Raw genomic sequence first — 11,824 nt, forward strand, 5'->3', positions numbered from 1 at the left:
GCTAAACGGCTGCTCAACTCGAAGCCAAAACTTCTATGGCGTGATTACGTCAACGTATAAAAGGAACGACGAGTCCGAGAAAAAAATTATACGAAGAACGTTATTTTAGGACTGTTTTGGGGTAAACATGCTTATAAGCGAAAGGAGCTGATGAAGCATGTTAGATAATGAAAACAAGCCGCAGGAGGTTCCTGAGACAAATCCAGGACAGAAGCCGGAAATTATCCCCCCGGATTCGCCGGTAATTAAGCCCGACCAGCCTATTCCGGAAATTGAGCCGCAGACGATCCCGGAAATTAAACCGGAGGTTGAACCTGAGATCAAGCCGGACATTCCGCCTGAGGTTCCACCAAAGCAATACTAGAGTTAACGTTCATATGCAATCAACAATTAAGGCCGGATTTCTCCGTAAAAGGAGGAGCTCCCGGCCTTTTTTTGTTTGTATATTTGTCCAAACACCACAAGTTATGGCTCCATATACTGCTTAGAGAATAGGTTATGGAGGTGTGAAGCAATGATTACGATTAGTTTATGCATGATTGTAAAAAACGAGGAGCAAGTACTGGAAAAATGCTTAAACTCCGTCAAAGACCTAGTTGAAGAGATCATAATTGTAGATACGGGATCAACAGATAAGACAAAGGAAATTGCAGCTAACTACACAAGTCGAATCTTTCATATGGATTGGAATGACGATTTTTCGGCTGCGAGAAATTTTTCTTTCAATCATGCTACTCAAGATTATATTTTATGGCTCGATGCAGACGATTGGCTTCAAGAAAACGATAGAACGAAGCTCAGCTTTCTTAAACAAACGATAGATCCAACTGTGGACTCCGTCAGCATGGATTATTATGTTGGATTCGATCCTCTTGGACAGCCTACAGCTGTCATTCAAAGAAACCGGCTGGTGAAGCGTTCCAAGCAATTTCAGTGGCATGATCCCGTGCATGAATATTTGGCAGTTGAGGGACATGTGATCTTCTCTGATATTGCTGTGAGTCACGGGCGCGTCCATACAAACTCGGAACGAAATTTGCGTATTTATGGAAGAATGCTTGCGAAAGGAGCCGTTCTCTCCAATCGGCAATTGCTGCATTATGCAATGGAGTTAACCGCTAATGATTATTTTGAAAAGGCAATTGAGATTTATGAAGCTATTATTTCTAATCGCGCAAGCTACTTTGAAGATCAATTGCTAGCTTGTGATCGAATGGCTCATTGTCATCATGAGCTTGGCAATAAAGAGCAGGAGCTGCTTTCTCTTATAAAAACATTCAACTATGATATACCGCGTGCTGATTACGTATGCCGTATCGCTTATTATTTTCAGGAAAACCATGATTATGAGAAAGCGATTAACTGGTACCAATTGGCACTGAAGCTGGAAAAACCAGAAAAACGTCTGCTTGGCATTAATCACATGGCTTGGACATGGTTTCCCCATTTGCAGCTAGTGGCCTGTTACGGCAAGTTAGGAAAACTAGAGCATGCGTATAAACATAATGAGATTGCTCTTTCGTATGCTCCCACGGATACAAACCTATTAGACAACAAACGATTGCTAGAGCAACGACTGGGCAAAAGAAAGGCTGGAAGCTAGCAGGATTATAACAAATCTACTTTTTATTTTTTATAAAAACAGYCTGTTTCATCTTTGCTAGACAAGTACCGTCTCTATTAATCAATTCGATCCATATAATAATGTATTGCTAGAACAACTAGTTTTGTTACCAGCTAAATAAATAGGGTTAGAAGGAGGGAAAAGCATGACTGTTACAAGAGCAAGGAAGGTAAAACAGAGCAGCAAAAGACTTATTTGCAAAGAAGTTGTCTGCAAGCGACCTGTCAGCAAGAAATTGATCTGTAGGCCAGTGAGAAGACGCAAATCCGCGTTCAGAGCTGTTTCTGGAATCGATCAGAATCTTCTTGATGGTACAACTGCCAAAGTTCTTTATCAAGTGGAAGAACTGGATCTCAACAATGAATACAACCCGGCAAACTCAACTTTTCGTCCAAAACAAAAAGGCGTTTACGCTCTTTTTGCAAGTGTCTTCTTTCAAACGGTTACGGTCACAACCTATACGCTTGATTTGGAGATAAGAGTAAACGGCGTGCCAAGAATTTCTGATCAAGAAGATTTTACAAATACAAGCGGCATTATTGAGGCCAGTGGTCTTGTACAATTGCAGGCTCGTGATCGAGTACAGGTTTTTGCCACCGTTTTGAATAAGAATGTCCAAATCCAGAGCGGTTTATCTACTCGGTTTGAAGGAGCAAGAATAAACTAAAAAAGTGCCTGGGGGTTTCCTCTAGGCACTTTTTTACAAGCTTAGCTAAAGTGAAGTGATTTCCTTCACGGATCGACGAATAATCAGCTCTGCCGGCAAAACGATTTTTTTCCATGGCAGCGCGGCTTCACGCTCTTGTATGCGGTCAACTAGCATTTGCATGCCCATGTAGCCGAACTGATAAGCCTGCTGAGCGGCTACGGTAAGGAATGGTTCTACTTCTGAATAAGGTCCAAGATCATCAAAGCAAACGATGGACATATTGTCAGGAACGCTCATTCCGCGTTCACGGAACAGTCGTAAAATTTCTACAGCAAGCACATTGTTGCCTGCAACGATAGCCGTTGGAGGAGGGGAGAGCTGATCGAACCACTGGCCCATTTCGGTCAAATCGTTTAAAGGACCAAAGCTGGTCTCAAATACATATTTCTCGTTGTAGTCCAGGTCATTGAGCTTCATGCCGTCTTGATAGCCTTGCAGTCTTAATCTCGCACTGGAGATGGAGGAAGAACCATTCACCATCGCTATTGTGCGATGCCCTTGTGAGGCTAGATGCTCAACAAGCCTTCTTGCACCGTCTCTGCTGTCACCAAGCACGATATCGCAATCAATGCCTGGCACCTCACGGTCGAGCAGCACAAATGGCACATTATGCTTGCGCAGCGAATTTAAATGAGGAAGAGAGGGATCGCCAGCAGGAGCGACAAGAACGCCGTCAACGCGAGTCGTCAAGATGGTCGTCACATAATCGGCTTCTTTTTCCAGATTTTCGTCGCTGTTCCCAAACAGCAGACGATAACCCGAACGTTTGGCAGCATCTTCCGCGCCGCGTGCGAGCGTCGTATAGAAAGGGTTCATAATATCAGTTATGAGCAGGAATAGCAGCTTCGTTTGTTGGAGTACGAGGCTTCGCGCCGTTTGATTCGGAACATAACCCAGCTCCTCCATAACACGAGTTACCTTCGTTCTCGTTTTTTCGCTTATTTTACCAGTGTTATTGATAACTCTGGAGACGGTCATAGCGGAGACGCCTGCCTTAGCGGCTACATCATATATTGTTACCATTTCGTAATCCCCTTATGGATAAATCGTAGATTCTATCATACAAAAAAGTAGTCATTGACAGCAAGCCTTATTGTTGTTATTTTAATGTTATCGGTAACATTATTATAACATAATGGAGGTTTTAATATGACAGATACTAGCTTTCGTTTTCAATCAGGGTTTCCAAAGATAGGTATTCGACCAACAATTGACGGAAGAAGAAAAGGCGTTCGCGAATCGTTGGAGGAACAAACCATGAACATGGCAATCGCGACAGCTAAGCTTTTATCGGACAATTTGCGTTATCCAAACGGCGAACCGGTTGAATGTGTCATCGCTGACAGCTGTATTGGCGGAGTAGCTGAAGCTGCAGCCTGTGCGCAAAAATTTGCAACCTCTGGCGTAGGGGTATCGATAACGGTAACGCCTTGCTGGTGCTACGGCACGGAAACGATGGATATGGATGCAAGCATTCCGAAGGCGGTATGGGGCTTTAATGGGACAGAACGCCCAGGCGCGGTGTATCTGGCAGCTGTACTATCGGGTTACGCGCAAAAAGGGCTTCCAGCCTTTGGCATCTATGGTGAGCATGTTCAAGATTCTGGCGATACTTCCGTTCCGTTTGATGTTAAAGATAAACTGATTGGATTTGCGAAAGCAGGCCTGGCGGTTGCTTATATGCGCGGTAAATCGTATTTGTCGATGGGTTCAGTATCTATGGGTATCGCCGGTTCAATCGTAAATGACGCTTTCTTCCAAGAATATCTTGGCATGCGTACCGAGTACATCGATATGACTGAATTTGTACGCCGTATGGAAGAGAACATTTATGATACAGCGGAGTTCGAGAAAGCGCTTACCTGGGTGAAGGAGAACTGTATCGAAGGTGCAGATAACAATGCTGCGGATATCCAGACGTCAAGAGAGCGTAAAGATGAGGACTGGGAAACAGTTGTGAAAATGACGCAAATCGCCCGTGATCTGATGATTGGCAACCCTGAGCTTGCCAAACTTGGCTTCGGCGAGGAAGCTGGCGGCCATAACGCGATCGTAGCTGGATTCCAAGGGCAGCGGCAGTGGACGGATCATTTTCCAAACGGTGATTTCATGGAATCCATACTTAATTCATCCTTCGATTGGAAYGGCATAAGGGCGCCTTATATGGTAGCTACGGAAAATGACAGCTTGAATGGCGTGGTTATGCTCTTCGGATATTTGCTTACGAATACCGCTCAAATTTTTGCCGATGTCCGTACGTATTGGAGCCCAGAATCTGTGGAGCGGGTCACGGGACACAAGCTGGCGGGTGCAGCTGAGAACGGTTTGCTCCATCTGATCAACTCCGGTTCAGCTACGCTTGACGGAACAGGAGAGCAGACGAAGGATGGCGAACCGGTCATGAAGCCGTTCTGGGAAATATCGGAGGAAGAAGCGCAAAAATGTTTGGATGCTACGTCATGGCGGCCAGCTTCGGTCGAATATTTCCGCGGAGGCGGTTACTCCTCTGATTTCTTAACGCGCGGCGGCATGCCGATGACAATGTCTCGCATTAATTTGGTGAAGGGCATTGGCCCTGTACTACAAATCGCAGAAGGTTATTCGGTAGAATTGCCGCAGGATGTCCATGACACACTCGACAAACGTACCGATTCGACGTGGCCGACAACATGGTTTGCACCAATCTTGACGGGTGAAGGGGCTTTCGGTTCCGTTTATGAGGTAATGGATAATTGGGGTGCAAATCACGGCTCTATCAGCTATGGACACATCGGCGCTGATTTAATTACGCTCGCTTCGATGCTGCGGATTCCGGTTAATATGCATAATGTTTCGAGAGAACGTGTATTCCGCCCAAGAGCATGGGGATTGTTCGGTACGGCGAATCCAGAGAATGCCGATTACCAAGCTTGTCAAAATTTCGGGCCTATCTACAAATAAATCGGAGGTTTTACAATGAGCAGCACGGACATTCGCAACGAGCTATGCAAATATGCTCGCAAAACAGTAACGAACAAGCTGGTTGTAGGGCCAGGCGGCAATATTAGCGCGAAGTTTGAAGGCAAAATGTATCTTTCGCCAAGCGGATTTGCTCTTGATGAGGTTGAGCCGCATCAATGGGTCGAGGTAGATATTGAGACTGGGGAAATAACAGATATCGGTCTTCGTCCATCATCTGAGGTGCTGATGCATCTATATGCCTATCGTGCTAATCCGGATATTGGAGCAATCGTCCATACGCATCCGCCATATTGCATTGCATTCACGTTAGTTGAGCAGGAGCTTCCAATCATGTTTCCAGATCAAGCAGCGCTCGTTGGCAAGACGGTGTACGTTCCCTATGTGCTTCCGACGACGGATAAGCTCGCTGATGCATACGTAGCGAAAGTAAATGAAGCAAGCTCAGTACTGCTTGGCAACCATGGCTTAGTAACGTCTGGTCGCAATTTACGCGAGGCTTACTATCGTACGGAGGTCGTTGAGGAAAGCACAAAAATTTATTTGATTGCCAAGGCGATTCGTGAGCCGAAGGTGCTGACGACAGAAGAGTTTGAAGAGATCGCATCGCTGGAGAGCGAAGCTTACCGCATCGAATTACTGCAAAAGATGAAGTGAATCGATGCCCATTCGTGAAGCGCCAGCTTTAGTTAAAGGAGGCTTTAAGCATGACGAAGCTTGCGACTGTGCTCGCGTTTGATTTGGGCGCAAGCAGCGGCAGGGCGTTAATCGGCGAGCTGCTGCTTGATAATGCAAGCGGTCAGCGCTCGCTGAAGGTGACGGAAATTCATCGTTTTCCGAATCAGCCGGTGGCTGTACACGGCCATTTGCACTGGGATATTTTACGCCTGCTGCAGGAGCTGAAGTTTGCCATTCGCAAAGCCTTTCAAGAAGGCTACGCTCCGCAAACGTTCGGCATTGATACATGGGGCGTAGACTTTGGGCTGCTCGATGATAATGGCGAGCTGCTAGGCAATCCATATCATTACCGTGATTCGCAAACAGATGGAATAGTAGAAGAGCTGCTCGAACGGTTTGGCAAAGACCGGTTATATGAGCAGGGCGGCTTGCAATTTATGCCCTTTAATACGATAAACCAGCTGTATGCGATGAAGAAAGCGGCATCGCCGAAGCTTGCGGCAGCTAGAACGCTGCTGCTAACGCCTGATTTGCTTGCTTATTTCTTAACAGGCGTGAAGGTGTGCGAGTTTACGATGGCGACGACTACGCAGCTATACAAGCCTAAGGAACAGCAATGGAATATAGAGTTAATGGATGAGCTGGGCATTCCGAATCGGTTGTTTCTTGATCCGATTCATCCGGGTACGAAGATTGGGCAATTAACGGCAGAGGTTTGCGCCGAGCTGGATGTCCCTCCGATTACAGCCGTTGCTGTTGGAACGCATGATACCGAATCAGCGGTTGCAGCTGTTCCTGCGGATGGTGAATCGGGCTTTGCATATCTAGTTTGCGGAACATGGTCGCTGCTTGGGACCGAGCTTGCAGGTCCAAACGTCTCAAGAGAAGCGCAAGATCTTGATTTCTCTAATGAAGGAGGCGCTCAGGGAACCTATCAGCTGCTCAAAAACATTATGGGACTTTGGATATTGCAAGAGTGCAAACGGGAATGGGAGGAGCAGGGGAACGATTGGACGTTTGCAGAAATCGTGACGCAAGCCGAAGCCGCTGAGCCTTTCCGCAGCTTTATCCATCCTGACGATCCGATGTTTTTTGCACCTTCCGGCATGATCGGGCGCATACAAGCTTATTGCGAACAAACGTCCCAGAAGGTTCCGCAGTCTATAGGAGAAATTACACGCTGCATTTTGGAGAGCTTGGCCTTAAGGTATCGGCAGGCGCTGGCTCAAATGGAAGAATTGACGAAGCAGCGTTTTGATGGCTTGCATATGGTTGGCGGTGGCATTCAGAATAGGCTGCTTTGCCGCCTAACGGCTAATGCGATTGCCCGTCCGGTTTGGACGGGACCAGTAGAAGCAAGTGCGATTGGCAATATGCTCATGCAGCTCGTCGCGCTGGGCGAATGCGGCAATCTTCAAGAAGCAAGGAAGCTTGTAGCAGCATCGTTTAAGGTAGAGGAATTTGCTCCTGAGCAGCAGAATGAGTGGGATTATGCGTTCGAAGCTTATGAGCGTGTTGCTAGAGTCATATAACTCATATGGTTATATCGATACCGGGAGGAGGAGGTTAGCATGCTGATTGGGATATCGAAACTGATTTCTCCAGAGCTGCTGAAGGTGCTCAGCGAAATGGGACATAGCGACGAAATCGTGATTGCCGACGGTAACTTTCCGGCGGCAAGTCATGCCAAGCGGCTCATTCGTGCGGATGGGCATGATGTACCGGCGCTGCTTGACGCTATTTTGCAGCTGTTCCCTTTAGATCAATATGTTGAGAAGCCAGCAGCACTTATGCAGGTGGTTCCGGGTGATACGGTTGAAACCCCAATTTGGGAGCAATACCGCTCGATTATCGAGCAGCGTACCGGTCTATTGGAGCCATTTGAGCAGGTCGAACGTTTTGCATTTTATGAGCGTGCGAAGCAGGCTTATGCGGTAATCGCTACAGGCGAGAGTGCGCTTTATGCCAATCTTATTTTGAAAAAGGGCGTTATTTAAGAATAGCTGACTAATTATGCATCATATTATGGCTTTATATTTGGAGGCTGCCTTCACGGTTAAATACCGAGGGCAGCCTCTTTCTATCTCTAGAACTAGACAGCAAGCCAGCCATCTACTATGATTTGTATATGAAACCGCTCTCATAAAAATATCCTATTTTGTCGGCAGGAGGAAAATAGGTTGCGCAAATCGATAATTGTTAGCTTGTTTGCAGTGTGCTTGGTCATCTTGTTTTTTACGTTAACCTCCATGGTTAAAGTGTTCTCCTCCGAATTGATTGAACCGGCATTGACGGCAGAGCAGCATAATAGCTACCGCCTTGTCCTCATAACGAGGGAGCTAGATACCCCTTTTTGGGCGAAGGTGGAACGAGGCGCTAAAGCTGCAGCAGAGCAAAATGGTGCAAGTCTTGAGGTGTGGGGGACATATGGCACAAATCGGGATGATTTTCTGAAAAATATTGAGGTTGCGATTGCTTCTAAAGTAGATGGAATCATCGTGCAGGGGCTTGATACAGACGAATTTAAAAGTTTAACAAAGGTGAAGGCGGCAAGTAGAGGTATCCCCGTCATAACCGTAGCGAACGATGTGCCGATGAACGAGAGTTTGCGCAGAACGTATGTAGGCTCGGATCATTTGGAAGCGGGGAGCATGATCGCGCGGCAGATGGTGTCGGATATGGGCTTTGTGGGCAAAGTGGTTTTGATGGTGTCGGATCGTCAGGAATACTTCCAAAGAACGCGCTTAACGGGCATATTGAATGTACTGAACTCGTACCCAAAGATTATAACCAAGATTGTAGCTGCAGGAGATTCCCGTGAGGATGTGGCGGCGGCAACAAATGAACTGCTTAATGAGGAACCGGATGCGGATGCGTTCATCGCCGTTTCGGCGAATCATGCGGGTTCGATTATTCAGGAGATTAGCAAGCGAATGCGAGTGGACAACTTTTTTATCTATTCGTTCGATGATTCACCAGAGACGCTTACTTTGATGCAGCAAGGAAAGATAGATGCCTTAATTGCGCAATCACCAGAGGCGATGGGCGAGGAAAGCGTCGCTCTCATGATCAAATGGCTGACAGGCGAGCAGGTTCCGCTAAACCCTGACGGTTATTTCACAGATATTCGTGTCATGCGGGCGGAGGATGCCAAATGAACAGCATTCAGCGTAAAATATTGACGATGTCTTTAATTGTGCTGTTTATAATGGTTACGATTTGGATGGTGCTCACCTACTATAATCAGAAGACGCAGGAGCAATACAATGATATTTTGCAGCGTTACTTGCGCATGAATGAGGTGACTGATCGCAGTCATCAGACGATTACGGCATTAAATGATTATTTGCAGAAGCCAACAGCACTTAAGCAGCAGACGCTGAATCAAAGCAAGGAAAACATAATGATGGCAAAGCAGCAAACGATAAGCCTTCGAAATAAGGATAATACGTTTACGCTGACGAGCTTCATCAATATGATTGATAGCTTGGTGGCGTCGGCGGATTTGTCAGTCATGTTTTTGGAGCAAGGCAATGGGGAGCAATCAGCTGAGAAATTTGAGGAAGCGACCCGCATCGACAAATACATAGCAGAAACCACAGTAACGCTCATCGACAAGGAAGTACGGACGTACGATGCTTTTTACCGCGGCATTATCGAACAAAGCGCGGAGCTGAAGCGGCTTGGCATATGGCTGCTTTCACTAATCACGATTATGCTGCTGCTGTTTACTTATTGGTTTTCGCTTAGCATTACAAGACCTATCCAGAAGTTGACGATAGCTGTAAAAGAATTATCGCGCGGCAGATTCGATAAGCCTATAGCAGTACACTCCAACGATGAAATTTCATTCCTCGCCAAAACCTTTGATCGCATGCGGATCAATATTAACAATCTCATCTCCGAGATTCAGCAGAAGGCACAGCTCGAAAGCGAGCTTCAGCAGAATAAGCTGCTCCTGAAGGAAAGCCAGCTTATTAGCCTCCAAAGCCAGATTAACCCTCACTTCTTATTCAACACCTTAGATATTTTATCCAAAAAAGCATACCTAGACGGCTCGGAGGAAACGAGCGATCTGATTGCCAACGTTGCAGGCTTGCTTCGTTATAATTTGCGCCGGCTAGACCGGGCAGTCACACTTGAGGAAGAGCTGTCTGTCATATTGAAATACATCGAAATTCAAAGCGCGCGTTTTACAGATCGGCTTAGATTTGTACTGGAGGTGGATGAGAGCTGCCTGCAGCTGCTGCTGCCTTGCTTGACGCTTCAGCCCATTATCGAAAATGCAGTCATCCATGCAGTTGAGCCGCTTGAGGATGGAGGAACGATTTCACTTCGCATCTATGAGAAGGATAATCTTGTTCTTATTGAAATTGAGGATGACGGCACAGGCATGACGGCGGAGAAGGCCAATCATATTTTGACAGAAGGCGGAAATGCGGATGGTGTAGGCCATTCAACGGGGATCGGCTTCAGCAACGTAGTGAAACGGCTGCGGTTGTTTGTTGGTGACGACGACGTTATTGAAATAAGAAGTGCGCCGCAAGAGGGCACGAAAGTAACGATAAAAATGCCAATCGTAGGGAGTGCAGCTGAGCATGCTGAAATTGTTAATCGTTGACGATGAGCAAGTAGAACGGGAAGGCTTGCAGGCTATTTTGCAAAAAGGTTTTCCTTCTTGTCAATTTATGCAAGCAAGAAATGGGGCTAGAGCCATCGAGACGGCAAGCGAGTGGCAGCCTGATCTTATATTGATGGATATCAAAATGCCCGGCGTTAACGGCATCGAAGCAATCGAGAAAATCTCGGTTTTTCTGCCTTCGGCCAAATTTATTATGGTCACTGCGTATGACACGTTTGACTATGCAAGGCAGGCTATTAAGCTTGGGGTTAAGGATTATTTGCTAAAGCCAAGCAAGGCAAGTGAAATCACAACAACGATTGGCAAGGTCATAGAGGAGATTATGCGTGAAAAAAGCGAGATTGCGATTAGGCAATACGAGGAGGAAGCGCTGAGGAAAGTGATGCCTATTGTCGAATCAGATGTTGTGACACAGCTGCTCTTCGACCATGTGCATGATGTCCATATCGACGATATGCTGAGGCTGCTTGGCAGAGAGCGGACAAGCGAGRCATTTGTTATGCTCGTCATGCTGCCAATCAATGCAACGTCAGAAGTGCTCTATGGCCAGATTAAAGCAAGGGTGAGACAAGCTGGAAGCGGCTGGGTAGGCGCGATGTCTGCGCGGCAAATTCCAATTGTCATTTTTCGAGATGCCGGTAAAACCTATCGTGCTCAAGCAGCCTCGCTTGTCCAGCAGTTTTTACTGCTGCGGCAGCGCGAAGTTGGCGGAGATTTATTTGTTGGAATCGGAGATTCCTATAAGGGGTTAGAAAACGTGAAGTTGTCATATCAAGAGGCTTTGCTTGCAACGGCCAACGCCTCGCTGCCGGCGAAACATCAATTTTATAGTGAAATCGAATCGCGCAGTCCCTTTGCGGGAGGGTATCAAGATAAACAAACGGAAAAACAATTCGTCGATCACATTCGATTAGGGAAGTGGGATATTGTACGCAAGATGGTGATGGAGCTAATCGTCGTCCATGATCAGCATCATGCTTCCTTGGAGCAATCTGCCCAATGGGTGCTGGAGCGCTTATGGGTCATTTCCCGTGTCGCAGAGGAGATGGGGATCGAAGTGGAGAAGCCGTTATTTTCGTTCCAAGTGACGCAGTATCAGCAGCTGCGTACAGAAACGGAAAGCTTGCTTACTAAGCTGATCGAAGGTATCGTCACTCATCAGAGCAGGGTACAGCCGGATGCGGCTTTGCAAATGAAGCAGTATATCATGGAG

General features: G+C 46.7%; 11 protein-coding genes. 10 read left to right on the top strand and 1 reads right to left on the bottom strand.

Annotation, left to right across the window (positions count from 1 at the left end; all coding sequences use genetic code 11):
- Positions 1-157: 157 nt before the first annotated feature.
- From AC1DSE_RS20050 to AC1DSE_RS20060, 3 genes are all read left to right on the top strand, one after another.
- Complete coding sequence (locus AC1DSE_RS20050; protein ID WP_477511335.1) at positions 158-364, top strand: hypothetical protein; 207 nt, start codon at positions 158-160, stop codon at positions 362-364.
- A gap of 150 nt (positions 365-514) precedes the next feature.
- On the top strand, positions 515-1,603 hold the full coding sequence (locus tag AC1DSE_RS20055) for a tetratricopeptide repeat-containing glycosyltransferase family 2 protein (RefSeq protein ID WP_477511334.1): 1,089 nt from the start codon (positions 515-517) through the stop codon (positions 1,601-1,603).
- A gap of 166 nt (positions 1,604-1,769) precedes the next feature.
- Entirely contained in the window at positions 1,770-2,291 is a 522-nt protein-coding gene (locus AC1DSE_RS20060; RefSeq protein WP_477511333.1) for an ABC transporter permease, read from the top strand.
- Between the two features lie 45 nt (positions 2,292-2,336).
- Here the strand turns inward: AC1DSE_RS20060 and AC1DSE_RS20065 are convergent, their stop codons facing one another.
- A complete protein-coding gene (locus tag AC1DSE_RS20065; RefSeq protein WP_076266721.1) occupies positions 2,337-3,356 on the bottom strand; it encodes a LacI family DNA-binding transcriptional regulator in 1,020 nt (339 codons plus the stop codon).
- A gap of 126 nt (positions 3,357-3,482) precedes the next feature.
- Between AC1DSE_RS20065 and AC1DSE_RS20070 the strand changes: the two genes are divergently transcribed.
- The 7 genes from AC1DSE_RS20070 to AC1DSE_RS20100 form a co-directional block, all read left to right on the top strand.
- Complete coding sequence (locus AC1DSE_RS20070) at positions 3,483-5,273, top strand: L-fucose isomerase (RefSeq protein ID WP_477511332.1); 1,791 nt, start codon at positions 3,483-3,485, stop codon at positions 5,271-5,273.
- 15 nt (positions 5,274-5,288) lie between these two features.
- Positions 5,289-5,948, top strand: coding sequence for a class II aldolase/adducin family protein (locus AC1DSE_RS20075; protein WP_339203676.1), 660 nt, complete (start codon positions 5,289-5,291; stop codon positions 5,946-5,948).
- A 50-nt stretch (positions 5,949-5,998) separates the two neighbouring features.
- Positions 5,999-7,501 carry a rhamnulokinase gene (locus tag AC1DSE_RS20080; protein WP_477511331.1) on the top strand — a complete coding sequence of 501 codons (1,503 nt, stop codon included), beginning with the start codon at positions 5,999-6,001 and terminating at the stop codon, positions 7,499-7,501.
- Positions 7,502-7,540: 39 nt separating this feature from the next.
- A complete protein-coding gene (fucU, locus tag AC1DSE_RS20085; RefSeq protein WP_441881533.1) occupies positions 7,541-7,966 on the top strand; it encodes an L-fucose mutarotase in 426 nt (141 codons plus the stop codon).
- A gap of 183 nt (positions 7,967-8,149) precedes the next feature.
- The gene (locus AC1DSE_RS20090; protein ID WP_441881530.1) at positions 8,150-9,127 is read left to right on the top strand and encodes a substrate-binding domain-containing protein; all 978 of its coding nucleotides are present in this window, start codon (positions 8,150-8,152) and stop codon (positions 9,125-9,127) included.
- Positions 9,124-10,590, top strand: coding sequence for a sensor histidine kinase (locus tag AC1DSE_RS20095; RefSeq protein ID WP_441881527.1), 1,467 nt, complete (start codon positions 9,124-9,126; stop codon positions 10,588-10,590). The genes AC1DSE_RS20090 and AC1DSE_RS20095 overlap by 4 nt, the downstream gene beginning before the upstream one ends.
- Positions 10,568-11,824 (top strand): response regulator (locus AC1DSE_RS20100; protein ID WP_477528086.1); only part of this gene is annotated, 1,257 nt, incomplete at its 3' end. The genes AC1DSE_RS20095 and AC1DSE_RS20100, both read left to right, overlap by 23 nt.

It is taken from the genome of Paenibacillus sp. 01L418 (assembly GCF_056400045.1).

What these genes read in the sequence shown, in the direction of transcription:
- AC1DSE_RS20050 (WP_477511335.1), top strand. Translation starts at nt 158, where the DNA reads ATGTTAGATAATGAAAACAAGCCGCAGGAGGTTCCTGAGACAAATCCA.
- AC1DSE_RS20055 (WP_477511334.1), top strand. Translation starts at nt 515, where the DNA reads ATGATTACGATTAGTTTATGCATGATTGTAAAAAACGAGGAGCAAGTA.
- AC1DSE_RS20060 (WP_477511333.1), top strand. Translation starts at nt 1,770, where the DNA reads ATGACTGTTACAAGAGCAAGGAAGGTAAAACAGAGCAGCAAAAGACTT.
- AC1DSE_RS20065 (WP_076266721.1), bottom strand. Translation starts at nt 3,356, where the DNA reads ATGGTAACAATATATGATGTAGCCGCTAAGGCAGGCGTCTCCGCTATG.
- AC1DSE_RS20075 (WP_339203676.1), top strand. Translation starts at nt 5,289, where the DNA reads ATGAGCAGCACGGACATTCGCAACGAGCTATGCAAATATGCTCGCAAA.
- AC1DSE_RS20080 (WP_477511331.1), top strand. Translation starts at nt 5,999, where the DNA reads ATGACGAAGCTTGCGACTGTGCTCGCGTTTGATTTGGGCGCAAGCAGC.
- fucU (WP_441881533.1), top strand. Translation starts at nt 7,541, where the DNA reads ATGCTGATTGGGATATCGAAACTGATTTCTCCAGAGCTGCTGAAGGTG.
- AC1DSE_RS20095 (WP_441881527.1), top strand. Translation starts at nt 9,124, where the DNA reads ATGAACAGCATTCAGCGTAAAATATTGACGATGTCTTTAATTGTGCTG.